Source organism: Sandaracinus amylolyticus (genome assembly GCF_021631985.1).
In the GTDB taxonomy this organism is placed as follows: Bacteria; Myxococcota_A; Polyangia; order Polyangiales; family Sandaracinaceae; genus Sandaracinus; species Sandaracinus amylolyticus_A.
This window is the reverse complement of record NZ_CP070225.1, coordinates 4014381-4037426: the sequence shown is the minus strand read 5'-3', so window position 1 is coordinate 4037426 and position 23046 is coordinate 4014381. Positions and strand designations below refer to the sequence as shown.

Genomic DNA, 23046 nt, shown 5'->3' with positions numbered 1-23046 from the left:
GTCAGCGTCAGTGGCGCGTCCGCCCTCGCGTCTGGACGTCCATGATCTCCGGTCGCTCAGGTGTTCGAGGCGCCAAGATCCCGACCCCTCGGCAGGAGGCCGAAGCCGCGAGGCGCGCAGCCGACGAGCGAGCGCGCGCGGGCGCGGAGCTCGCCCGCCTCGTGGCGCCGACGGGCGCGCTCGTGATCGACGGCATCGAGTGGCGCGTCTCGGTCGGCGTCGACGGGCTCGGTGATGCGCGCGCGACGGCGTCGATCGCGCCGGGCGGGCTCGTCTCGGTGTGGACGATCGCGCATCGGCGCGGACGGCTCCCGGGCGACGTCGCGGCCGAGCTCGAGCGCGACCTGCGCGAGCACATCGCCGATGCGCACGCGGGCGTGCTCGGTGTCGCGGCGCGCCTCGCTGCGCACGCCGACGCGACCGAGACGCACGCGCTGGTCGTCGGGATGCTCGGCGACGACAAGCCCCGCCTGCGCGCGCTGAAGCGCGCGGCGCGGTACCTCGTCGAGCGCGACATCACGGACGCGCGAATCGCCGAGCTCGCAGCGATGACCGATCCTTAGGCGCTCGCGCCGGGCAAGCTTCGAAGCCGCTAGTAGTAGTGATGGAGCGGGTACGTCGGGTATCCCCAAGCATGCCGCAGATGGTTCTCTACGAAACCATCGAAGTACTCATCGACCGGCTTGAACTGAGGTAGCGCAGCTTGTCCGAGCAGGTTTTCGAACCGGTCTCGGATCTCCTCGATGTTGGGGTCGGCCACTGCGAATCGCCGAATGCGCGCGCGGCCCGTAGTTCCGATCCCGTAGAGCATCTGGAAGAAGCCGTCGGATGCCGCGAGCGAGAATCCCGCGACGTCGATGTACTCCGCGTCGCGGAGCTCACGCGCGGCCCGCCGCCATACTGGTGCGAGCAGTTGATACGACGGCAGCTTGCTCCACGACGGAGCAACGATGACCGGTCTGCGGGCGTACTTGTCGCCGAGCTTCCCCAGGAACTTGCTCACGGGAACGGAGAGCGTCTCGGACGATCCGAGATGCATGGACCCTGTGAGCTGCGACCACGGAAGGGCGACGATCTCTTCCGGCGCATCGGGCGAGGTCGCCCAGTTTAGTGAGCCATGAAGCTTGAGCAGCCGGACGCCGTTCGGCTCCGCGCCATCGAGACAGTACGACGGATTCGCTCGGTAGTAATGCAGCGCGTAGTCGAGCGCCGTGTCGTAGTTGAATGTGATGATCGTCGGCGGCTTGCCGTCGTCGAGCATCTGCTTGCAGAGGAGGGCCAGCCACGAATACGTGCGCGGAGGCTCCAGCGAGGCGGTTCCCCTCTTGAACTGAATTCTGTTCTCGATGGTGTCGACGATCAGCGTTCGCATCGATGCGGAGAGCTTCTTGACGTCCTCGGGAGCCATGTCACCGAGCGTGCCGAACAGTTCCGCCATCTCGAACGCAGCGAGCACCGTCTCAATGTTCTGAACGTCGAGCTGCGCATTCGAATGCGCTCGCCGCAGGTGGTGAATGCCCTCAAACACCCGAGCGAACGCCGCGTGATCCACCCCGGAGGCCCGGTCACGCATCAGGTCCTCGGCGATGTCGAGGAAGTCGCGCATCACGGGGCCCCCGCAGTCCACGGATGCACCGGCCCCGAGAACAATCACGTGCGATGTCATGGATAGAAGAATACTCGTCTGCGCGCGCCGGTGCTCCGCGCGCTACGCACTCGCACTCGACACCCGTCGGAGCACCTTCCCCGCGTCGCCGATTCGCCAGACCAGCCACGAGCGCCTGTGCCCGATGACGAGCTCGGCATCGATGGGGATCCCGCCGGTCTCGCGCTCGTGCAATTCGAGTCGCCACCCGTACCCGTCGCCGGGTGCCCACAGTGTCCAGCTGTTCCAGGTCTCCATGCCCGTCGCATCGGCGCGAGCTCGCGCGCGTTGCGCGGCCCGACCCGTCGTGCTCTCCGTCTCTGCATGAAGCGTCGCTCGCTGCTCACGCGCCGCATCGCCGCGCGCCGTCGCATCGTCGAGATGGCGTTCGACTACTCGCCGTTCTTCGATCGCACGCGCCTCGAGCGCCTCCTGCGCGAGCGCGCACCAGGGCTCGTACAGCTCGTTGGCGAGCGCGAGATGGCCGCGGTGCTCGAGCTCGCGACGCGTCCGCTCCGCGGCGGGCTGCTCCTCGCCGCGAACGCGTGATGCGGATGTACCTCGTGAGGGCGCACGCGGAGCCCGAGCGCCCGTGGTCGCCCCTCGGCAAGCTCGCGAGCGGAGGGCGCGTCGAGTACTGCGTGGCGACCGACCTGGACGCGCTGCTCGTGCGGTATGACGACTGGACGTCGTGGCGGGCGGCCCACGGCGCGGGGCTGACTCCCGAACTGCTCGAGCTCGTGGCGCGCACGATCGCGATCCAGATCGATGGCGTGCCGGAACTGCTCCCGCCCGACCTGCAGGCGCCATAGCGCGTCAGACCGGCGCGCCGCGCGCGTCCTCATTCGCGTGACGTGCGAGGCCTGTGGAGCGGAGCGGCGGACGCATCGGTGTCGCGGGGGATGTCGACGCCACATCTGCCGCGCGTGCGAGCGGGCGTGGGTGTTCGCGGACCGACGGTTCGTGTGCGTCGCGTGCGGACTCGACGAGATGGTGCGCGTCGCGCGACGGCTCGGACCCGACGCGGTCCGCTCCGGCGTGGTGACCATCGTCAGACCAGACGAGCGCTCGGCCGCGTGAAGGCACGTTCGCGCGACGCTCCTACATCACCCGCGCAATCGACGGTTACTGTCGTCAAAACTGTTGCGCGCGTCAGTTGAAGTGCTAGTTTCATCTGGTCGGCGGCAACGTCGACAACCGACCGGGCGGACCCCGGGACTCCTTGAAAACGGAAGACAGATGATCGAGGTGACCATCCTGGTCCCGCTCGCCGACAACGACGGCGAGCACTTCTCCGCCACTCACCACCGCGTGTTCGAGGCCTTCGTCCTCGACCGCTTCGGAGGCCTCAGCTGGCTCCCAAAGGGCAGCGAGGGCCTCTGGCGCGACGAGGGCGGAATCACCTACCGAGACGCGACGGTCGCGATGGTCGTCGCAGTCGAGGGGATGGTGAAGCAGGCGGATGCGCTCCGCGAAGTCATCGATTTCGCGAAAGCGCACTACCGACAGCTCGCCATCTACACCCGGTACCTGGGGGTGGCCGAGATCGTCTGATTCTGGACGGGGGGCCGCTTGGAGGAAGCGAGCCCCCCGTCGCCTTTTCGAGCGAGAGGAACAGAGAGCCATGACCACCGAGCGCTACACGACGATCCTCGGCGAGGTGATCGAGTACGCGAAGCCGAGCGCCGAGGTCGCGACCTTCCTCGAGCGCGTGAAGCGCGCCGCGCACGATCCCGGCGTGAGCGAGGCGCAGCTCTCCGAACTCGTCTACGGCCGCGGGAACCCCGTGCTCGATCAGAGCGTGTTCCCGGGTCGCGGTGCGGTCACGAAGGCCGTGCACGCGAACCCCGTGTGGCACGTGATGCAGGACCTGCTCGACGCCAAGCGCGTGCAGAGTGGGAACCTCGATGCGGGCGCGGCGAACGCCGCGTTCTCGCTCACCGTCGCGGAAGCTGCTGAGAGGCTCGAGATGAGCGAGGGCGCCGTGCGTCAGGCGATCGCGAGCGAGAAGCTCGCCGCGGTGAAGCGCGGGAACGTGTACCTGATCGACCCCGCGTCGATCGCGACCTACCGCGAGCGCGTGGCGCGCCGCGGGCCCCGCGCGGCGCCCGCGCCTGCGCTCGAGCTCCGCATCGGGAACGCGCCGGGGGCGAGCTTCATGGTGAAGGGCGGAGCGTTCGAGGAGAGCGGCCGTGACGGCCGTGTTATCGACGGCGTCATCCGCGAGTTCCGGCGCGTCGCGATCAAGTTCGGCGACGGTGGGCGACACGCGCAGCGGATGTTCGTTCTCGAGCCGGCGACCCGATCCGACGAGTTCACGCTCGGCCCGTTCTTCGTCCGTGGGCGGTACCGGGTTGTCGAGAAGATCAACAACCCGGCCGACGTCGCGGAGCGCTGGAAGACGTTCGATCCGGAGGTCGGCGAGGAGACGCCGCCGGACGCGCAGTGGCACGACACCGGAGGCAACCTCCGGCTGCGTGCGCGTCGGCCGAGGATCGAGCGCGAGGAGTAGGATCGGTGTCGATGAGCAACGACCGCCGCCCTGACGCCGTGATCGTCGATGACCCGATCGCCGGCGAGCCGGAGCACCGCGAGCGCACTCTCGCGCGGTGGCACTCCCTCGGTCCGTTCGCCGAAGTCCGCGTCCGGCTCCGGGATCCGCGAGAGGGCGAGAACGTCTCGACATACCCGCTCGCGCTCCGCGTCGTGACGCCGACCGGCGATGCCGAGATCCCGCTGTCGTCGGAGCACGCCGCCGATCTCGGCCGCGAGCTGCTGCGGCTCGCCGCACGCGATGGGACCTCGTGCACCGCGACGGCCGGTGGCTCGGAGGCGTGATCGTCGAGCACGCGGGCGACGCGATCACCGTGCGGCAGGCGACGTCCGCGCCGCGCCCGTGAGCGAGCGCCGCATCGTCGTCGTCTCGTGGCCCGAGTCGGTGGGCCTCGGCCTCCGCTGGGCGCCGCTCCTGCGCCGCGGCCATCGCTGGCACGGATGCGAAGTCGAGTACGACGTGCGCGGCTACACCGTCTACCTGCGCGCGTCGACGTGGCACGCGCCGATCGACTCGCCCGTGCGGCAGTGGTCGCACGCGGAGCTCGAGCGGGAGCTGCTCGCCCTGTACGGGCGGGTGCGGTCGCAGGGTTCGTAGCCGTCGCTCACGCCGACCTCGCGACCGACGGGAGGGAGTACGATTCTGTCGATGAGCGAAGACGAACAGACACGGGCGATCCCTGAGGCCGTGCAACGGGCTCTGAGGGCGGAGGTCAACTACGGGTGCCCCGTACCTGGATGCGGCAACCCGCTCCTCACGTTCCACCACTTCGATCCCCCGTTTCACGAGGGGCGCTCGCACAATCCCGAAGGGATGATCGCGCTCTGTCGCGTCCATCACGATGCAGCGGACCCCAAGGGCAATGATCGCGGCCTCTACTCGACCGAGCGCCTGCGCGCGTTCAAGCGAGCGCCTTACGTCACTGAGCGTCTTGCCACCCGTCTTCTAGAACTGCCGTCGAAGTTCGTTGCTGGAGGCGGGGAGGCGCGGGGTTCGTCGCTCGTCGTTTGGCTCTGACGGCGTACACGAAGTCGCTACGTGACGCCGAGTTCAGCCCGAAGGCGGTTGGCTGGCGAATCGATGCTGGTCACGCGGGTAGCGTCAAACTCAGGTTTCAGCGGCTCACGCGCGGTGCGTTCGTGGATCACCTTGTTCGGACGTGGTCGGGCAAGTTCCCCGAGTTCGAACGGGATCTTCCAAAGATTAGTTCATTTCGTGGCGGCGGCGGTACGCTGCGCGCGGCGGCGGAACACTGAGTCGACGCGTTCCACGATCTCGTCGAGAGTGATGGCACTTACGGAGTCGTCGAGCTGTGGCTTCGAATGCCGATCAAGGATCTCAACGGCGTCGACTGTGTGCTCCGGGTAAGCCCATTCGCGGCCGACGTAGAGTTCCCCGCGAACGTCCGCTCGTTGTATTTCGATTGGTTCGGACGTCCGGTCGAAGTGAAGCGCCCACAGCGCGGGTGGTTGCGTTCGCTCTATCGCATCAACGTGCTCGCGTTCCCGATGGCGTCGCACGACCTTTCTTCGCCCCTCTCGGTCCTGCCGGATGGCGCGGATCCATCGTCTTCGCAGCGCTTCTGGTCGCAGCTGTACATTGAACTCGCCTATCGATCTACGAAGGTCGGTCGATTCGCAGATGCCGCGGCGATGCTGGATAGAGTCGCGCCTGACGAATCCGAGACGCTCGTCGCGCTTGCTTTGCTGCGGATTGCGATCGGGGAGGTTGACGCCGGCCAAGAGGTCCTCTCTAGACTCGCAACGCCGGACGATCACCCGCTCTCTCGGCTGGTGGACGCGCTGCTCGAGACGGACGCCGAGCGGAAGTTGGAACTCGTGCGGTTGCTTGACATTGGTCGCCCACAGATTCCGTTCCTCTGGTACGCGCAGCGCGCGCTGATTGGGTGGTACGAGGAACGGATGGGGCTGAAGGTGCCGATAGAAGCTGTGCTTCGACGTGGCGGGTCGCTCACGCTGCACCCGTCGTTCCGACCGGACGATCTGCTGCCAGCGGTGGAAAACGGGAGCTCGCCCGCTGGGAAGCGTTCAGGAGACTCGACCACGTCTAAAGCTCGCGGTGGATCTCGCCCACGCACATCTCGACGAGCGTGAGCCGAAAGTCCGCATCCTCGCGCAGCCGCCGCGTCCACGGTTTCCACAGCGAGGAGCCGGGCTCGACGATCCAGTAGCCGCCGACACCGCCGACGGGCGATCCCATCCCGTCGAAGAAGCGCTTGCGCGGGTTCTGCGTCGCGTGGCCCGCGGTCTCGTGGGCGAGCACGCGCGCGTCGACGAGGCCCGCGCGGCACATCGCGTCGCGCAGCGCATCGGCGAAGCCGCCGTCGCCGCCGGGTCCCTTGCCGCTGCCCGTCGAGCACGCGTAGAGCGCGACGCGCGAGCAGCCGACCTCAGCGAGCGCGGCGGCGAGCTCGTCGACGGTGCCCATGTCGAAGCCGAGCTCGATGCGCCGCGTGAGCCCGTGGCAGAAAAAGCCGACGATCGACGGACCCGCGGATCGGATCGACGCCGAGATGAGCATGCGCATGTCGCTCGCGGTCGCATCGAGCGGGATGCGCGCAACGTCCCGCGCGTGGCCCGCGAAGCGCAGCGCCTCGGGCGCGAACGCGCCGCTCCAGTCCTTCTTGCCCGGCCGGTTGCGGTCGCCCGTGAACGCGAGTCTCGTCATCGGATCACCCCACAAGAGAGCCGAGCCAGCGCAGCGCCTCGATCGCGGTCGCGAGCGCCGCGCCGAGCACGACGACACTCACCAGCACCGCGACGGGCTCGACGATCCACCAGTACGGCGGCGGGCGCGGCCTCACGCGTTGCCCGTGTCGACCACGTTCAGTACGAGGTCGGGCGTCACGGCGATCGCTGCGCTGCCGGGCGAGAGGATTCCCGCGCGTCCGCCCGCCCGCCACGTGATCGACGGGCTCCTGCCCTCCGCGTACCCGCCGAGCGAGCGCGCGAGCGCATAGTCGATGACCGCCGCCGCGATCGGCGTCGTGCGCCCGTTCACGACGATCGACGCCTCGCCGAACTTCGCGTGCGCCTTCGCGTCCGCGACCTTCTTCGCAAGCGTCGTCGCGAGCTCGGGCCCGAGCAGCTCGCGCACGGGCTTGTCGAGGATGGACGCGTCGCCCGCTTGGATCGCCGAGACGATCGCGCGCGCGAGCGTGAGCGCGATCTCGAAGCCGAGGGATACCCAGTTCATCACGCCTCCCCTTCGCACGCGTCGAGCGCGAACGAGCGCGCCGTGGTGATCACCGCATCGAGCTCGGGCGGCGTCGGGAGACCGACCGCCGCAAGCGCGCTCCGCAGATCGGCGAGCGCGACGACGACGCAGGCCGCGAGCTGCGGCCATCGTTCGGCCCCGCCTGCGCGCCACGCGTCGAGGGCGGCGTCGGCCGCGAGGATCGTGCTCTGCGAGACGCGCAGCGCCTGCTCGAGCGCGTCGTGCGGGCTCATCGCCGCGCGGTACTCCGCGAGCGTCGTCGACCGCTCGATCGCGGCCTCGGCTGCCGCCGTGTAGCGCACCGCGGCGTCGCGATCGGCGTCGAGGAGCACGACGGTCGCGACCTCGACCGATCGGCGCGCTGCATCCGGCGGGCCGTCGCAACCCGAGAGCGCACCGAGCGCGATCGCGCCGAGCAGCATCAGCAGCGGGGCCACGGGCGGCACCCCGCCTCCTCCGCGAGCGCGCCGGGGTGCGGCGTGTCCGAGCGCCGCGCCGATTACCAGCGAGCCGACCTCGGTCTGGCCCATCTGGTAGAGCACGATCCCGGCGATCACCAGGCCGAGCAGCTGCGCCGCGGCGAGCGCGGCCTCCTGCATCCTCTCGCTCATCTCGATCACCTCTCCTCGAGCTCCGCGCGCGCGTCGCTCATCAGCTTCGTTTCGATGCGTTCGATGCGCGTCTCGTGGCGCTCCACGCGCGAGAGCGCGGCTTCGAGCGTCGCGACCTGCGTGCCCACGTAGAGACCCACCCCGACGCACGCGGTCGCGACCGTCGCGGAGCCGCCGAGCACCATCCAGCTGAGGCGGCGCACGAGGCCCTCGAGCGCCGCGACGCGGCCGTCGAGGTCGTGGTGCGCCCGCTGCGAATCGCGCTTCCGCGCGTTCGCCGCAAGCTCGAGCGCGAGCACGCGCGCCGGCATGTCAGCCGGCGTCGGCAGCCTCACCGCGTGCGCGGCGTCGCGCGTGTTGGGGAGGTCGTCGAGGTCGAGCTCGGATGCGTTGCTCATGCGTCCTCCACTCACAGGAGCGCTGCCCACTCTTGATAGGCCGCGTGCATCGCGGCGCCGATCGCAGGCGCGGAGGCCGCGTCGGGGTGCAAAAGGTCGGCGTACGTCGCCGCCGCACAGGCCGTCGCGAGCGTGTCGTCGCTGATGACGTTGTGGCCGCGCGTGACCGCGTCAGCGACGACGACATCGTGGAAGTTCGCGTTCCAGTCCACGACCTTGCTCGCCGCCGCGTCGAATCGCGGCGGGAGCTTTTGCAGCGGGATCAGCACCCCCGGCCATGCCGCCGCGATGAGGTCGATCAGACCGCCGACGAGCGGCGCGAGGTCGGTCGGATTCTGGCCGCCCGTGCCGAGGTTGTTCGTGCCGATGCAGATCGGAGCGATCGCCGGAGTGAGGCCGAGCGTCGCGAGGTTCCACGCCGAGAACCACCCGGTGAGCGTCGACACCTGTGCGCCGCCGACGCTCATCGACCAGTCGTTGTCGAAGGCGGGGTTGGCGTTCTGCCAGAAGCCGATCGGGTTGTACCGACGCTGATAGTGCGGGAGCGCTGCGTCGATCTCGCCGACGACCTTCCGCCACTGCGCGAGCGTCGCGAGCGTTCCGCACGTGAGCGAGTCGCCCCACCACATGACGTCGATCGCCTCGGGCGTCGTCCCGAGCGTCGCAGCGCCGCCGGGCGCGGTGAGCGCTCCGAGCCGCGCCCAGACCTCCCCCGTGCCGCCGTAGATGCCACCGACCCGCACGTTGCCGGGCGTCCAGCTCCACGAGCTGCCCGGCGCACTGGTGACGCCACCGAGGCCGACCGTGCCGGCGCCGGGATCCCACGTCAGCGCGCCGAGCAGCGCGTGCGCGGCCCACGCGCCGAGCGTGAGCGACGCGACGACGACGCCCGCGGCGAGCGCCTCCAGCACGATGTTCGTGCCCGTGTGGCGGATACGAATGCCGCTCTGGTTGCCGTCGATCGAGAGGAGCCAGCGTTCCTCCCCGCTCGCCATCTCTGCGCTCGAGGAGACCGGCGAGAACTGCGACAAGCGGCCCGGCCCCGAGAAGATCCCGGCAGGGACCTGCGCGCTCGTGCCGACGATCGTGTCGGCGTAGCGCGGCGTGTTGAACGCCGACGACTTCGCGCGGGTGCGGATCGCGCTCGACGGGAAGCGACCGACCTCGGCTTGATAGAGGTCGATCACCGAGTCGCGCGGGCCCGCGGCGAGGCCGCCGACCGTGTTCCGCGCGACGCTCTCCTGGATGTAGTAGCTGGTCCCGCCCGAAACGTAGGTCGTCAGGAGCGCCGAGATTCGCTTCCACGTGCTCGTGAGCGCTGCGTCGCCGGCCGCGACGATCGCCGAGCCTCCTGCGAACGCGGAGATGTGCGCGCTCGACCCGACGGCCGCGCGCGCCCATGCGCTGATCGCCTGGGGCACAGTCGTCACCGCGGCGCGCGTCTGCTGCCGACGGTTCGTGCCCGTCGGCGTCGCGAGACGAACAGCGCCGCGCCCGAGCGGGCCGATCGCGTAGTTTGCGACCGGCGTCGAGTCGGCCATCGCGCCTAGCGTCCCCCACGTGGCGCCGTCCAGCGCCTGCGAGAGAGCGTTCGTCGCTTCGCGCAGCCCCTCGATCAGCAGGAGGGGGCCCGCGCCGTCGCCGCGATCCTCGTAGCGCGGAGCGTTCGGCGCGGCGACGCGCATGAACTGACTCGAGCTCGGCGCGCCCGTGAGCAGCGTCGCCTCGGTGTTGCGCGTGACCGTGAGCTGCGAGTAGTCGACGGACCAGAGTGAGGGGTCGCTCCCGCCACCGCCGCCGCCACCGATCCCGCGGAACCCCGCACGGCGCGCGGAGCCCGCGCCCGGGCGACGGTTGCGCACGCGCATGTCGTCCGCGCGCCGCACCGATCACTCGTCGACGAGCGAGTAGTGGAGGTCGCCCGCGGCCGCGCCGATCAGTCGGATCGCCCTGCGGCTGTTGGTGACCTTGAAGTCCTGCGAGACGTCGGCGGGCAGGTAGACGTCGTCCGTCGTCGGCGCTCCGACCGAGCCGGGCACGCCCGAGCGGATGTGCACCTTCGCGGTCGCGATGACGATCAGGTACTTGCCGAGGTGCGCGGAGAGATCGACCTCGCCGCCCGCGCTCGTGGTGAACGAGACCTTCGTGCCGGGCCCGGGGAGCGGCCGATGCGCTGCCTGCGACTCGTACTGGCCCATGCGCGCGCAGCCTTTGCGCGCGATCTCGGGCCGACAATGATGACGCGCGCACCATGCCGCGCGCGTCATCATCCGGACGCCATCGCGTGCGAGCATGCTTGGATGCGGTGCGTCCCTGTATCTCGTGGCGCCGTCCGAGAGTGCGGCGCTCGTGCTCTGGTGCGAGTTCGCGAGGTGAGCGCGTCGTACGGCCCATGCGCGCGCGGTCGGTTTGCGAGCACGAGAGCAGCCGTGCGAGCCTCGCGGTCATGACGAAGCCACGGTGGACAGCGGGTGCGCTCGTTGCGGCGATCGCGGCGGGCGCGTGGGCGTGCGGTAGCGACGTCGTCGAGCATCTCGGTGACGCTATGGTCGACGCGGGCGAGTCGCTACGCGATGGCGCGAGCGACGACGCCGACGCGCAGGTGACGATTGATGCGGAGTGCTCGATCGAGCGGACGCTCGTGAGTCGACTCGGCAACGACGCGTCGTGGGACGAAACGCAGTCGACGAACTGGTACGCCGAGGTGCCCTTCCCGGAGGCTCGCGAAGGCGGCGCTCCGATGCTCGCGGTTCTGTGTGGAAGGGTCGACTTCGGAAGCGGAACGCCATGCAGTTCGGGTTGGACCTGCACTGGTGACCCGCCGCTTCCGGAGCTCGACTGCGTGACGCGGGAGGTCGAGTTCGCGGACGGCATCGCGCGTGTGTACTGTGGCTGCCGCTACGTGCGAACGAGCAGCGAGCCCGCGCGGGCGGGGATGAGTGGGTCGCGACGCCTGCGCGCGCGTTTCCACGTGCGCTGATGGGCGCGCCACCGCGTCGCTCACCAGAGCCCGTCGTACAGGTTGAAGCCCTGCACGTAGACGTTTCCCGCGCCGCTCGCGCGCCGCACCTCGAGCTGCACCGTCGGCCACGTGCCGCTCGGCAGACCGTCGACGGTGCCCGCCTGCTCGCAGCGGAACGCGCGCGCCCCCGGATCGAGCCAGGTGCCGGTCGTCGCGGTGATGGACGCGAGCCCGCTCACCGCGCCCGTGTCCGTGACGATGCGCGCGTCGCCGGTCGTGCCGACGTCGCACCACGCGTAGAGCGTCCACTGGCAGCTTCGGATCGAGTCGCCCATCCCGACGCGCGGCGGGACGATGCGGATCGGGAGCTCGAACACGCTCTCGTACGTGCCGCTCGCGAATTGCAGCTGCGGGCCCCACCACGACACGAGCCCGACGCGCCGGCCGTCGGCGCTCGCGAGCGCCTCGCACACGCCCGCGACAGACTCGTAGTCGCGGTCGAGGATCGGGCGCCCGCTGTCGAGCGTGCCCAGGTCGATCCCGAGGTCCGTCGCGTCCTTCGTGAGCTGCGCGCGCGGCAGCTCCCAGCACGTCACACCGACGATCTGCACCGCCCCGGAGACCGCCGCGAGCGCGACCGTCATCGACGAGATCGCCGTCGTCTTGGATGCGGTCTCGACGAGCAGGAACGCGCGATCCGCCGACGACGTGAGCGGCCCGACTGCGACGGAGATAGTCGATGCTCCGACGCTGACTGTCGCGCGGTCGCCGCCCGTGTTCCCGACGAGCTCGAAGAGCCACACGCGCGCGATCGCGCGTCCGCTCGGACGCGTGCGATAGCGCAGGTTCCGATTGGTGGGGCCGAGCGAGCCCGCGGCGTCGACGATGAGCATCGGCGCGTGCCCGGGGATGAGCACCGAGCCACGGCCGCGCAGGTAGTTCACGAGCGGCGCGAGCTCGCTCCACTGCCGCGCCGCGACGGATCTGCCGACCTGTACAGCCTCGCCGAGCGGGACGGTGCGGCGCACCGAAGGAACACGCGTCGATTCAGGCATTCAGGCCCCCACGTACTCCGAGAGATGCACGCCGTAGACGCGCGGCGTGACCGGCCCCGCCGACTTCGCGTAGATGACGAGCCACGCCTCGCAGGTGTCGACGCTCGCCGGCTCTCCGCCGGTGTCGCGCAGCGTCGGGCGCGCGCCCCAGCCCTCCGCAACGATCGACGGATCGAGCTCGAAGAACTTCGACCCGCTCGCCGCGGCGAGCCACGCCGGCGTCGTCGATGTCGTCGCGGCGAAGATCACACCGCGGTTCGCGATGATCGACGAGTCGGTGACGTAGTCGGTGCCGAGCGTCGGCGCGGGCACCAGCACCGCCGCGAACGTCACCGCCGTGCCCGCGGAGCTCGCTGCACCCGCGAGCTCGAGGCGCAGCGGATAGGAGCGGCCCTCGTCGCGCGGCGTGAGAGGCAACGGCCCGTACATCGCGACGCGCACGAACGACGTCGAGACGGGGTTCGGGATGCGCGCGACCACCGTCGTCTGCCCGGGCGACGCGAGCGAGATCTTCGGCGCCACCCAGTTCACGAGGTGATTGCACCTCTGGTCGGCGAGGTGGTGCGCGTTGCTCGCGAGCAGCCGCAGCGCGTGCGACGAGAGCGACTCGCGGCCCTCGAGGCGCGTGCTCGGGAGCAGCACCCGTCCTTCGTACTCGCTCGTCGTCATGGCGCGATCACCCGTGCGTCCTCTGTCGTGTCGGCGAACGGCACGCGGCCGGTGCTCTCCGCGACGAACGCGAAGCGACCGAGGTTGTCGGCTCGGTTCTGCTCGTCGGAGATAAGAGGGCGCACCGTCCACAGGCCCGTGCTGCCGCCGAACGGATCCCACGGCGCGTCGAACGTCACCTCGATGGTCTGCTCGTCGACGACCGAGCTGATGGTCCCCGCGGCCTCGCTCGGGGTGAGCGTGTTCCACTCGACCGCGCGCACGCGATCGCCGACCTGGAACCATGTCCCGATCGGCTGGTCGCTCTCCTCCGCGACGTTGCAACCGAGCTCCCACACGTCGCTCGCGCCCACGTGCGAGTCGATGCGGAACTCGGGCGAGTAGCCGACGAGCGGGCGTGAGTGCGTGAGCTGCTCGAGCGTGCCGCGCATCGCGTCGAGGTCCCACGCAAAGCCGATGAGCACGCCGAGCAGATCGTCGACGCCGAGCGTCCCATCCTCGTCGGGCACATAGCGCGAACTCGTCGCGATCGCGTCGCCGAGCTGCGCGTTGAACGCCGCCGCGCCGACCTGGCTCGTGAGGATGTCGTACGTGCCGCCGAGCAGACCGAGCCAGAAGCGGCCGATCTGCCCGACCTGCTCCTGCGTCGGCTCGCCCGCGGTGCCGCCGCGCGGGCCTGACGTCGTGAGGCGCGCGCCCGGGATGCTCTTCTGCGCGAGCTCAAGCTTCTTCGCGACGCGCGTCGGGGATCGCGCCTGCACGTTGATGAAGCGGACCTCGGGCCCGGTGTGCTCGTCCTCGAGCGGGTCGTAGCCGGTGAGGTACACGAGGTCGCTCACGAAGCCCCAGAGCGCGCCCTCCTCGAGCGTCGGCATGCCTCCGACGGGCTTCGCGCCCTCGTCGCGCGTCGGATCGACGCGGATGCGGAGCGTTGCGGCCTCGGTCTGCGCAGCGAGCCGTGCCGCGCGCGCGCCGAGCTGTCCGGTGCTCGAGAGAGTCCAGTGGAGCCCGCGGGCGACGAGCTCGGGCCCGAGCAGCTCGCCCAGAGTGCAGTCCTGACCGAAGGCGATGAACGCGCGATCGTTGCTCGCCGGCGTGTCGATGCCCTCCGCGACCGCCGCGCGGAACGCCACCGCGTCGATGTCGCTCTCGCGCAGGAGCGGCGCGGCGCCGGCGTTCGCGATGTCGGCCGACGTCGCGAGCAGCGCGTCGACGAGGTCCGCGACGGTCCCGCGCGCGAACACGCGGCCGAGGCGGAAGCGCGTCTCGGGCCCGAGCGGACGGAACTGCGCGAGCTCGCCCATGCTCACCCAGCGATTCGCCGCATCGACGGCGCCGACGCGAGAGAAGACCGGCGGGTCGCCCTCTTCGGCCATCACCATGTCGGCCGAGAGCGCGACGAGGCCGCCTAGGTAGATGCGGCCCGCCGGCCACGTCGCGGCCTGCGTGGGCTCGGTGAACGTGCCGCCTCGGGGATCGGCGTCGGTGAACGGCGTCCGCGCTCCGAAGTACGCGCGAGGCACCGGCGACGCGAACGAGTAGACGTAGGCGGTGGAGGCAGCGACCGACACCGTCTCCGTCGCACCGGTCCCCTCGTTGAACCACGCGCCGTTCGTCGGCTTGTCGAAGGTGCGCTCGTCGATCGCGAGCCAGCCCGCGCGACCCTCGTTCACCGCGACCCATCGCTGGCTCGCGGACGGGGTGGTGTAGACGAGATCGAAGCCGATCGAGGTTGGGCGCGCGACGATCGTCCCGGTCCACCCCGCGGTCGCTGTCGCGATCGCGCTCGTGAGCGCCGCGCAGAAAGTCGCCTGGTCGGCGAAGAAGCCGACAACGCGGACCGTTACGAGCGTCCCGCCCGGTGCGTTCGCTGCTGTCCCGCCGCGCGACAGCGAGAGCACGAAGGGCGCCGACCACGGGTAGTAGATCCCGCGGATGCCGACGGGGCTCGCGACGTCGCCGCCGATCTGCTGCTCGAGGATCGACGTCGGCGGGTCGACGTTGAACGTGACCTTCAGCCCTTCGAACTTCGGGCTCGTGCGGCACACGCCCTGCCATCGTTGCGTGCCCTCGCCGAGCGGCGCGTCGCCCTCGCCGTAGAGGTGCAAGAAAAGCCGGCGGCCCTCGATCGTCGTCGGACGGTCGGTGACCTCCGGGAACGCCATCGCCGCGTTGTCCGCCTCGAACGCCGCAGCGATCGAGCTCGCGTCGGCCGCGAAGTGCGCCTGCGGCTCGCTGTTCCAGTAGCCGCGCGTGCAGCCCGTGAACGTCGTCGAGGTCTTGCCGGTGTATCGGATCGCCTCGGTCCCGATGTGCAGCACGCCCTCGCTCGGCCAGCCGTCGGTGCTGAACACCGGGACTGTGGTCGCGCTCTTCGAGATGTAGCCGAAGAGCCACGTGCGGTGCGTCGGGCGCTTCCGGAAGGCCTCGATGATCTTCCGCGCGGGCGTCGGGTCGACGCACAGCACCGTGAACCCCTGCGCCTCCATGCTGCCCGTCGGCAGGTTCAGGCGCGCGGCGAGCTTCATCCCCTCGAGCTTCAGCCCGTTCACGCGCTCGCGACCGTCGGCGAGCGTCTGCACCATCGCGCCGCGCGTGACCGGCTGGTAGCCGAACCCCTCGATCTCGATGCGTGCGTTCAGCTTCCCGCGCCCGGTTGCGATGATGCGATCGAGACTCATGCTGTCGCTCCATGCGAAACGTGGTGGGGGTGATCGCGGCACTGCTCCTCGTGGCGTGCGCGAACGAGACGGTGAAGTCGGTCCCAGCGTGCGAGTGCTATCCGGACCCCTCGCCGACGACGCCCGACGTGTGCCTGATCACGATGGGCTGCGCGGACGACGAAACCATCGTGTGTGAGCGTCAGGACGGCGCGCTCTGCAGGGGCGCGATCGAGATGTGCTCCGGCCCCGGCGACATGCCGGGATGCGGTCACGCGGACAACCTCGACGGCACCGTGGTCTGCGTCTCGCTCGACGACGCGCTCGAGCTGCTGAACTGCGAGTAGCGCGGCGCGCATCAGGTGTGCCCGATGCGGCGCGCCATGATCGCGATGTCGGCCGCCTCCCACCAGTTTTTCCCGACCGGCGTGGGGCGCGGCCTCGGCGCGAATAGACGCCCCTCGCGGCGCATGCGGATGAAGAACTTCCGCGTGATCGTGCCGTCTGAGAAGTCGAGGCAGAGCGGCAGCACGTTGCGCACGTGCCGGAAGAGCCGCTGCCACGTGAAGGGCGTCGATGTGCTCGCGAACTCGTTCCACACGATCGCGCGCGGCTCGTGCGGCAGCACGGCGTCGAACTTCACCGGGAGCTCGTCCTCGGCGATCGCGGAGTCGGTCGCGTCGTGGGCGATCACCTCCTCGCCGAGATCCCCGTCCTCCTCCTCGTCCCAGAAGAAGTCGGTGAGCATCCCGAGGTTCGTCTGGATGCGGTACCACGGCGCCCGCATCGCGATGTGCAACGCCGCGTTGCCAAGCACGCCCGTGTAGCCGAGCACCTTCAGGGCGTGCGCGTTGAAGCCCGACATCGAGAACGTCGCGACGCCCGTCACGCTGATCGCGATGCGCTGCGTGACCGGGTTGAAGGTCACGGTGTACGTGCCCGCGCCGACCGCCTCGAGCGCGGCTTTCAGCGCGGGCAGGAACGGCGCCCACCCGAACGCGAGCACGGTCTCGAAGTCGGGCCGCGTGATCGTCGTGCCGTCGATCGTGAGGAAGTACTTCCCCGCGATCATCTGCACGACGCCGACCGCGATCCCGTTCTCGGTGAGCGTGAACGTGATCGGCCCTTGCGCCTCGAGGTCGAAGCCGGTCTCGACGTAGAGCGTCACGCCGCGACCCTCCCGTAGCGCTGGTAGGCGCGGCGCCCGAGGCGATCGAGCGTGCGCCCGACGTCGGCCTCGGTGCCCGCCGACACCACGGGCGCGTTCCAGTTGTTGACGAACATGGTGCGCCCGTAGTTGCCGTCGTTCGCCGCGACGCGATCGGGCGACGATGCCTGCTGCCCCTGTCCGGGCGGCGCCGAGACCGCACCGGCCGCCGCGCCCGTCGCGACCGCAACGCCGGTGAACGCGATACCCGCGGCGATGTGCGACGCGAAGCCGCCCCAGTCCTGCCGCGCCGCGGATGCGACCGCGTCGGCGTACTCGAACGCCGCCTTGATGAGAGCCTGCTCGGCGATCGCCGCGAGGAAGCTCGCGAGCATCCCCTTGAAGGCCTCCTCGGAGGTCTTCGCGCCGCTCGCGATCTCGCTCACCGCGGTGACGAGCGAGCGACTCACGCCGCTCGCGAGGTCGGAGAACGTCTGGAGCTCCTCCTCGCGCTTCTCGGTCTGCCGGTCGAGGCTCTCCTGGCGCTCGTTCGCGTCCTGCTCGAGCCGGCGCAGCGCGCGCGCGAGACGCGCCTCCTCGCGCTGGTCGGTCTCCGCGTCGACGCGCTCGTTCGCGGCCTTCGCCTCGAGCGTCGCGCGCAGCGTGCGCTCCTCCTCGGAGCGTTGCTTCTCGTACTGCTCGGTGATGAGGTCGAGCAGGCGCTGCCGCGCGTCCTGCTCCTGCTGCAGGCCGCGGAGAATCGACTCGTTGTAGCGCTCCCACGCCTCCTGCTCGCGCTGATAGGCCTCCTCGGCGCGCTGCGAGGCCTGGAGCCGCGCCTGCGTCGCGAGGTCCTGCTCGCTCTGCACCGCGGTCAGTCTCCCGGTCGCCTCAGTCTGTCGGCGCTGCGCGGCCTCGAGGGCGCCGCGTCGCTCGATCTCCTGATCGAGCAACGCCATGCGCTGTCGTGCGGCGTTGAGCTCCGCTTCGACCTCCGGGAGCGTCGTGTCCTCGCGGCGGAGCCCGTCGCGCTGACGCGACCGCTCGAGACGCGAGCGATCGGCGTCGAGCTCGCGCGCCTGCGCGGCCGCAAGCGCGCGCTGCTGTTGCAGCACCTCGGGCGGAACCGCGCCGAGGATCGCGCCGGCCATCGACGGATCGGCTAGCGCGCCCGCGATGTCGGCCTCGAGGCGCTGCGCCATCATCGACTCGCGTAGCCGGTCGGTCTCCTCGCGGAGCCGCTGCGTGCGCTCGATCGCGGTTTCGAAACGCTCGGAGAGCGCAGAGATCGCGGGGATCGCGGCGCCGAGGATGCCGCCGACGAGGGCGCCGCTCGGCCCGAACGTGCCACCGAGCTGCGCGCTCGCCGCGGCGCTCGCCGCCATGCTCGCGAGCAGACCCGCTGCGCCGCCCTGCACACCGAGCGCGCCCGTGAGCGACTGCACCGCACCCGCCGCGCCGGCGAGCTTCGTGGTGAAGTCGATCGCCTTCGCGGTGCTCTCCTGCGCGAGCCGCGCGAAGTCTGCCTGTCCACGCTGCTGTTGCTGCTGCGCCTGCTGCAGCGTCGTCGTCTGGGCTCGCAGTCGCTCGAGCTCGGCGCGGAGCGCCGCGGTCTCGTCGCTCGCGACGCCCTCGGCCTGCGTGAGGCCGTCGATCGACGCCTTGAAGCGCGACGCGTCCTCGGCGGCCTGGGCTCCCCCGACCGCCTCGAGCACGACGCGCACGTGCTTCACTTCGTCAGCCACGGATCTTCAGCCCTCCTCCGGGCTTCTCTTCGACGGTGATCCCGCCGGGGCCGGGGCCCTGCGGCTTCTCTCGAGCGGCCTGCGCCGCGGCCTCGAGCGCGCGGTGGTAGAACGCCACCGCCTCGACGAGCCACGACTCGGGCTCGTCACCCCACGCGTGGTGCAGACCCGCCGACCAGAAGCCGTGCGCCCAGCGCACGAGCTGCACGTCCGGGTCGAAGAAGCCGGCCCACGGGCATGTCTCAGGGCGCACGTGCGTGGCCTGCTCGGCAGCGTCGAGCTCGCTCGAGCACGCGCGCGCCTGCCGCTCGTCGACGGGGCCGGACCATCGTTCCGACTCGCCGTCGCACGGGCAGCGGTACGCGCGTCGCAGCTCGAGGCGGACACGACGCGACTCCTCGCCGCTGCCGGCTAGGGTGCCTTGGGCCCGTCGCTGCTCGGGGGAGCAGCGCTCGCCCTCCGCTCCGCACAGAGTCGCTGGACCGCGACCCACGCGTCCACCGACGAGCGCAGCACCGGATAGGAGGGCGTACAGCCGAAAGGGACGTTCGACCTCGCGAGGATCTGCGAGCCCACGTCGAGCAAGTCGGGCCACTCGATCCCGTGGTCCTTCTCGAGGTCGCGCAGCTCCTTGTCGTCCATCGTGAGCGCGCCCTTCGCGAGCCACTTCGGGACGTACTTCGGGCGATCGGGAAAGCGGATCTCGATCACGCCGGCCTGGAACGCGCGCACGTACTCGTCGTCGTGCGACGTCGCGAGGGAGATGTACTTCTGTCGCTGCGGCGTGGTGAGACGCCGACACACGAAGTACACGGGCGTCTCGCCGGGGAACGTGTGGACGAGCACCTTCTCGAGGTCGCGCTCGGTGCAGAACCGGCCCTCGTCGTACAGGCGCACGAAGCCCTCGCCGCCGCACGTCTCGCAGCGCCCGTCGTCGACGGCCTCGTCGAGCCCGTTGCTGCATCGCTCGTTCGGGCACGGCTGAGGACGCTTCACGGCGTCCCAGTCGATCGCCGGGTCGTGCAAGCGAATCACGTCGAACGGCTTTCTCGTCTCCATCATGCGGGCTCCTCTCAGACGAAGTGGAAGCGGATCGCCGCCGTCTCGAGCTCGGTCGTGCCGCCGGTCGTGTCGGGGAAGCTCCAGAAGGGCACCTCGGTGCCCGCGGCCTCGCCCGCGGCTGCGCGCTTCGGTTGCCCGAACTGCACACGCGGAACGCTGATGAGGCAGATCCCCCCCGCGATCGTGCCGAGCTGCTGGTAGACCGAGCGGATCTCGCGCGCCTCGTACGACGCCCAGCGCGTCTGGTCCTCGAAGCGCTCGACGAACGAGCCCTTCACGAGCGGGCGCCCGGGCAGGCGGCGCTTGCGGCGGATGCCGTTCACGCCCGAGCCACTCCGCTCGTCCATGTACTGCAGCGCGAGCTCGAGCTTGAAGTCGGCCTGGTGCACGAGCGCGCGCGTCGACGTGCCGAACACCGGCACCGTGAGCGGCGCATCGACGCTGCGGATGAGCTGGAACGGCGAGTAGGTCGGCGTCGTGACGCCGGAGCCATCGGCGAGGCGCGACCAGTCGGCGCCGCCGAGGTTGAACGAGAACTTGCTCGGCTGCGCGTCCTGGCCGAACTGCGCCGTGATCCCGAAGCCGCCGTTCAGTCCCATGATCGCGAAGCGGTCCGACAGCTCGCGACCTTCGATGAGCAGCTGCGCGCTCGTGTCGGGATCGCGCGTCGGGTAGGCGGTGACGCCGCCGCGCACCTGCGTGCCGGTGGTCGGGATCGCGCTGAACGCCTCCTTCACGGTCACGACGTCACCCGCGACCGAAGCGACCTCCTTCGCCTCGAGCGCGGTCGATCCGGAGACCGTCTGGCACGCGATCACGCTGCCGCGCTGGAAGCGCGCGCCGTGGCCCGTCGTGACGGTGACGGTGTTGATCGTCGTGCCCGCGACGACGAGCGTCGGCGCGCCGGGGTTCGTCGTCGCGACCACGCCGCCGAGACAGATCTTCAGCAGCCGCAGGAACGCCCACGTGCTGATCGTCGGCGCCGCGTTGACGCCGTTCAGGTCGAGACCGTGCGAGTGCAGCGGGATGTCGAACGCCGCGGTGACCTTCTTGGGCCCCGGGATCTGCACGTCGTAGTCGTCGATCCCGACCTTGCCCGCCATCGGGTCGAGGTTCGTCGTGTCCGGGTCGATCTTCAGCGACCCTTCCATGTACGGCAGCGCGAGGAACGTGCCGGGGATCGTGCGGATCTTCCCGTAGTTCGCATCGCCGGTCGGCTCCTCGTCGAGCCCCACGTACCGCAGCCGATCGATCTCGAGCGTCATGGTGCCCTCACGCCACCGCGCGCACGCGGTGCATCAGTCCGGTCATCAGGAACTCGACGACGTAGATGCGCGCCGCCCAGTCCTCGCGCGCAGTGCGCACCGGGCCGCGGCGGTTGAGCGCGTCGCCTGCGAGGCGCGTCAGCACGCCCTCGCTCGTCGCGTGGAGGTTCCCCGCGAACGCGAGCGCGTCGCGGCAGGTGTCGGCCGTCTCGAACGCCGTCGCGCGGACCGCGAGGCGCTCGTCGGCGTTGAGCTCGCTCTCGGTGGAGAACGCGAGCCGCACGCGCACCGTGAGCTTGTCGATCGAGAGGTTCGCGCTCTCGTTGGCGACGATCCCCGTCGTGTCGTCCTCGACGACCTCGACTTCGTAGCTCGCCTTCACGAGCACCGACATCCGCAACTGCTCGTCGGTTACGCCGGCGTACGCGCCGCGCTCGAGCGAGCCCGCGTCGACGGTGCGCACGCCTCCGATCGTGCCCGCGAGCACTTCCTCGGCGGCCTTCAGCATGGCGCGCTTCGTCATCGCGCACCCCGCACGATCCAGTCGCCGACGCGCTGCTCGAGACCGCGCAGCGACCCCTCGTCGCGCGGCGTATCCCCGTCGAACGGCAGAAAGCGCCTAGGCTCCATGTGGCCGGTGCCGTCCTGCACGAAGCCGGCGTAGGGCGCGGTGAACTCGACGATCGCCTCGGCCTGCTCCGCGAGCACGCGGCCCGATGCTGCGAGGCGACCCGATCGACGCGTCGGCGCGCGCGGGCGCCCGCGCTCTCCCGCGCGTGCGGTCGTCTTCTTCGGTGCGGGCCAGTCCGAGCCGTCGGGCGCGGTACGCGACCCGATCGACGCACGCGCCTCGGCGAGCATGCGGTCTGCCTCGGCGCGGAGCGCGGGGGTGGGCTCGCGGAGCCGCGCAGCGATCCCGCCGAGCAGTTCCGACGCTTCGCGCGCTCCCTCGACACGCACGCCCACGTCAGTACCCACCGTCGCGGAACGAGCCGCGGCCGAACACCTGCTGACGCGAGGTCGAGGATGTCGGCGACGTGTCGCTCGAGAGGATGCCGCCGACCGCGCGCGCGACGTCCTTCTCGACGCCCGGGATCTCGTACTTCCCGGTCCGCACGAGATCGAGCTTCCGCACATACTCGAGGAACTGCGCGGGGATCTCGACGCGCTTGCGGCCGTGCGCGAGCTCGATCCACGCGCCGTACGCGAGCAGGCGGATCGCCTTCGGACACGCCTCGAGGGTCGAGTACACCGAGCTCGGCACGGCCGAGCGGTACCCGCCGTTCTGCAGCGCGGTCTCGGTCTCGGCTTCCGCCGCCTCGATCACGCGCGTGAGCTCCGCCGGAGTCGGACAGAGGGCAGAGACCTCGTTCGACCCGAAGAGCTCGCGCAGATACTGCTCGGTCAGGTACACGCCGACTCCGTCGCGCGCTCAGCTCTTCTTGCTGCGCGCGCCCTTCTCGTCGCTCGCGTCGGCGTCGCCGCGCGACTGCATGCGCTCGAGCTGCGAGAGCATCGCGGCCGCCACGCCCGCGCTCTTCACCTCGTCGTCGCTGACGATCGGCGCGTGCGTGCCGGGGAGCACCTTCAGCGACGTGATCGGAGCCAGACCACGCCCAGCGATCTTGTGGAACTCGCGCTCGAGCGAGCCCCCGAACGTCTCGGCCTTCTGGCCCGTCGCCGTCCAGCGTGAGAGCTCGCGCTCGAACATCTCGCGCGCCTGCGCGAGCATCGCGCGATCCTTCTCGGTCTCGACGAGCTCGCGAACCGCGTCGACGCGCGACTCGGCGACGAGGATGCGGTGCGTGCCCTGCGGCACGACGTGTCCCTCGACCACCTGCGAGAGCGGGCGGACGGTGATCTCGAGCATCACGCGCGGCTCGTACGCGCGCAGATCACGGCGGCGGGTCTCCTGCTGGATCAGCTGCGGCTCCATGTGGCTCCTCCAAAAAGGCAGAGCGGCGGCTGGATTCGCACCAGCGATCTCCGGCTTATGAGGCCGGCGGGGACGGCTTCTCCCCCACACCGCTACGAGG

General features: G+C 70.4%; 31 protein-coding genes and 1 tRNA gene. 11 read left to right on the top strand and 21 right to left on the bottom strand.

The window, feature by feature from the left end; genetic code table 11:
• Positions 1–161 precede the first annotated feature (161 nt).
• Positions 162–563: a hypothetical protein gene (locus I5071_RS16970; RefSeq protein WP_236606510.1), complete on the top strand. Its 402-nt coding sequence runs from the start codon at positions 162–164 to the stop codon at positions 561–563.
• A gap of 29 nt (positions 564–592) precedes the next feature.
• On the opposite strand, the gene I5071_RS16965 is transcribed toward I5071_RS16970, so the two are convergent.
• Positions 593–1606 carry an SIR2 family protein gene (locus I5071_RS16965; protein WP_236606509.1) on the bottom strand — a complete coding sequence of 338 codons (1014 nt, stop codon included), beginning with the start codon at positions 1604–1606 and terminating at the stop codon, positions 593–595.
• Between the two features lie 363 nt (positions 1607–1969).
• Here I5071_RS16965 and I5071_RS16960 point away from each other — a divergent pair, with 363 nt between their 5' ends.
• The 8 genes from I5071_RS16960 (at position 1970) to I5071_RS16925 (ending at position 6313) form a co-directional block, all read left to right on the top strand.
• Complete coding sequence (locus I5071_RS16960) at positions 1970–2194, top strand: hypothetical protein (RefSeq protein ID WP_236606508.1); 225 nt, start codon at positions 1970–1972, stop codon at positions 2192–2194.
• Positions 2194–2457: a hypothetical protein gene (locus tag I5071_RS16955; protein ID WP_236606507.1), complete on the top strand. Its 264-nt coding sequence runs from the start codon at positions 2194–2196 to the stop codon at positions 2455–2457. The genes I5071_RS16960 and I5071_RS16955 overlap by 1 nt, the downstream gene beginning before the upstream one ends.
• Before the next feature lie 427 nt (positions 2458–2884).
• Positions 2885–3199, top strand: a complete 315-nt coding sequence (locus tag I5071_RS16950; protein ID WP_236606506.1) for a hypothetical protein — start codon at positions 2885–2887, stop codon at positions 3197–3199.
• A 70-nt stretch (positions 3200–3269) separates the two neighbouring features.
• Complete coding sequence (locus I5071_RS16945) at positions 3270–4157, top strand: helix-turn-helix domain-containing protein (RefSeq protein WP_236606505.1); 888 nt, start codon at positions 3270–3272, stop codon at positions 4155–4157.
• An 11-nt stretch (positions 4158–4168) separates the two neighbouring features.
• Entirely contained in the window at positions 4169–4483 is a 315-nt protein-coding gene (locus tag I5071_RS16940; RefSeq protein WP_236606504.1) for a hypothetical protein, read from the top strand.
• Between the two features lie 58 nt (positions 4484–4541).
• Positions 4542–4796, top strand: a complete 255-nt coding sequence (locus I5071_RS16935; protein ID WP_236606503.1) for a hypothetical protein — start codon at positions 4542–4544, stop codon at positions 4794–4796.
• A gap of 51 nt (positions 4797–4847) precedes the next feature.
• On the top strand, positions 4848–5216 hold the full coding sequence (locus tag I5071_RS16930) for an HNH endonuclease signature motif containing protein (protein WP_236606502.1): 369 nt from the start codon (positions 4848–4850) through the stop codon (positions 5214–5216).
• A 305-nt stretch (positions 5217–5521) separates the two neighbouring features.
• On the top strand, positions 5522–6313 hold the full coding sequence (locus I5071_RS16925) for a tetratricopeptide repeat protein (protein ID WP_236606501.1): 792 nt from the start codon (positions 5522–5524) through the stop codon (positions 6311–6313).
• Here I5071_RS16925 and I5071_RS16920 read toward each other — a convergent pair.
• From I5071_RS16920 to I5071_RS16895, 7 genes are read right to left on the bottom strand one after another with little or no spacing between them, the layout of a single operon-like run.
• Complete coding sequence (locus I5071_RS16920; RefSeq protein ID WP_236606500.1) at positions 6267–6887, bottom strand: hypothetical protein; 621 nt, start codon at positions 6885–6887, stop codon at positions 6267–6269. The two genes, I5071_RS16925 and I5071_RS16920, sit on opposite strands and share 47 nt — an antisense overlap.
• Positions 6888–6891: 4 nt before the next feature.
• Positions 6892–7023, bottom strand: a complete 132-nt coding sequence (locus I5071_RS46625; protein ID WP_268921234.1) for a hypothetical protein — start codon at positions 7021–7023, stop codon at positions 6892–6894.
• The gene (locus tag I5071_RS16915) at positions 7020–7415 is read right to left on the bottom strand and encodes a hypothetical protein (RefSeq protein ID WP_236606499.1); all 396 of its coding nucleotides are present in this window, start codon (positions 7413–7415) and stop codon (positions 7020–7022) included. The genes I5071_RS46625 and I5071_RS16915 overlap by 4 nt, the downstream gene beginning before the upstream one ends.
• On the bottom strand, positions 7415–8047 hold the full coding sequence (locus I5071_RS16910; protein WP_236606498.1) for a hypothetical protein: 633 nt from the start codon (positions 8045–8047) through the stop codon (positions 7415–7417). The genes I5071_RS16915 and I5071_RS16910 overlap by 1 nt, the downstream gene beginning before the upstream one ends.
• A gap of 5 nt (positions 8048–8052) precedes the next feature.
• Positions 8053–8445, bottom strand: a complete 393-nt coding sequence (locus I5071_RS16905; protein ID WP_236606497.1) for a hypothetical protein — start codon at positions 8443–8445, stop codon at positions 8053–8055.
• Between the two features lie 11 nt (positions 8446–8456).
• Positions 8457–10331: a hypothetical protein gene (locus I5071_RS16900; protein WP_236606496.1), complete on the bottom strand. Its 1875-nt coding sequence runs from the start codon at positions 10329–10331 to the stop codon at positions 8457–8459.
• 3 nt (positions 10332–10334) lie between these two features.
• Positions 10335–10643, bottom strand: coding sequence for a hypothetical protein (locus I5071_RS16895; RefSeq protein WP_236606495.1), 309 nt, complete (start codon positions 10641–10643; stop codon positions 10335–10337).
• Between the two features lie 248 nt (positions 10644–10891).
• Between I5071_RS16895 and I5071_RS16890 the strand changes: the two genes are divergently transcribed.
• Complete coding sequence (locus I5071_RS16890) at positions 10892–11425, top strand: hypothetical protein (RefSeq protein ID WP_236606494.1); 534 nt, start codon at positions 10892–10894, stop codon at positions 11423–11425.
• Between the two features lie 20 nt (positions 11426–11445).
• Here I5071_RS16890 and I5071_RS16885 read toward each other — a convergent pair whose 3' ends face one another.
• From I5071_RS16885 to I5071_RS16875, 3 genes are read right to left on the bottom strand one after another with little or no spacing between them, the layout of a single operon-like run.
• Positions 11446–12462: a hypothetical protein gene (locus I5071_RS16885; RefSeq protein WP_236606493.1), complete on the bottom strand. Its 1017-nt coding sequence runs from the start codon at positions 12460–12462 to the stop codon at positions 11446–11448.
• Positions 12463–13131 (bottom strand): hypothetical protein, encoded by a 669-nt coding sequence (locus tag I5071_RS16880; protein ID WP_236606492.1) that lies wholly within the window; start codon positions 13129–13131, stop codon positions 12463–12465. It abuts the gene before it with no gap.
• The gene (locus I5071_RS16875; protein WP_236606491.1) at positions 13128–15812 is read right to left on the bottom strand and encodes a hypothetical protein; all 2685 of its coding nucleotides are present in this window, start codon (positions 15810–15812) and stop codon (positions 13128–13130) included. The genes I5071_RS16880 and I5071_RS16875 overlap by 4 nt, the downstream gene beginning before the upstream one ends.
• A gap of 11 nt (positions 15813–15823) precedes the next feature.
• Between I5071_RS16875 and I5071_RS16870 the strand changes: the two genes are divergently transcribed.
• Positions 15824–16138 carry a hypothetical protein gene (locus I5071_RS16870; protein WP_236606490.1) on the top strand — a complete coding sequence of 105 codons (315 nt, stop codon included), beginning with the start codon at positions 15824–15826 and terminating at the stop codon, positions 16136–16138.
• An 11-nt stretch (positions 16139–16149) separates the two neighbouring features.
• On the opposite strand, the gene I5071_RS16865 is transcribed toward I5071_RS16870, so the two are convergent.
• From I5071_RS16865 to I5071_RS16820, 10 genes are all read right to left on the bottom strand, one after another.
• Entirely contained in the window at positions 16150–16959 is an 810-nt protein-coding gene (locus I5071_RS16865) for a hypothetical protein (protein ID WP_236606489.1), read from the bottom strand.
• Positions 16956–18683: a hypothetical protein gene (locus I5071_RS16860; protein WP_236606488.1), complete on the bottom strand. Its 1728-nt coding sequence runs from the start codon at positions 18681–18683 to the stop codon at positions 16956–16958. The genes I5071_RS16865 and I5071_RS16860 overlap by 4 nt, the downstream gene beginning before the upstream one ends.
• Positions 18676–18936 carry a hypothetical protein gene (locus tag I5071_RS16855; RefSeq protein ID WP_236606487.1) on the bottom strand — a complete coding sequence of 87 codons (261 nt, stop codon included), beginning with the start codon at positions 18934–18936 and terminating at the stop codon, positions 18676–18678. The genes I5071_RS16860 and I5071_RS16855 overlap by 8 nt, the downstream gene beginning before the upstream one ends.
• Before the next feature lie 158 nt (positions 18937–19094).
• The gene (locus tag I5071_RS16850) at positions 19095–19745 is read right to left on the bottom strand and encodes a hypothetical protein (protein ID WP_236606486.1); all 651 of its coding nucleotides are present in this window, start codon (positions 19743–19745) and stop codon (positions 19095–19097) included.
• A gap of 11 nt (positions 19746–19756) precedes the next feature.
• A complete protein-coding gene (locus I5071_RS16845) occupies positions 19757–21010 on the bottom strand; it encodes a hypothetical protein (RefSeq protein WP_236606485.1) in 1254 nt (417 codons plus the stop codon).
• A 7-nt stretch (positions 21011–21017) separates the two neighbouring features.
• Positions 21018–21533, bottom strand: a complete 516-nt coding sequence (locus I5071_RS16840) for a hypothetical protein (protein ID WP_236606484.1) — start codon at positions 21531–21533, stop codon at positions 21018–21020.
• Positions 21530–21976, bottom strand: a complete 447-nt coding sequence (locus I5071_RS16835; protein WP_236606483.1) for a phage virion morphogenesis protein — start codon at positions 21974–21976, stop codon at positions 21530–21532. The genes I5071_RS16840 and I5071_RS16835 overlap by 4 nt, the downstream gene beginning before the upstream one ends.
• A 1-nt stretch (position 21977) precedes the next feature.
• The gene (locus I5071_RS16830; protein WP_236606482.1) at positions 21978–22424 is read right to left on the bottom strand and encodes a hypothetical protein; all 447 of its coding nucleotides are present in this window, start codon (positions 22422–22424) and stop codon (positions 21978–21980) included.
• An 18-nt stretch (positions 22425–22442) separates the two neighbouring features.
• A complete protein-coding gene (locus tag I5071_RS16825; protein ID WP_236606481.1) occupies positions 22443–22946 on the bottom strand; it encodes a hypothetical protein in 504 nt (167 codons plus the stop codon).
• Positions 22947–22966: 20 nt separating this feature from the next.
• Positions 22967–23040, bottom strand: a tRNA-Met gene (locus I5071_RS16820).
• Between the last annotated feature and the right edge of the window lie 6 nt (positions 23041–23046).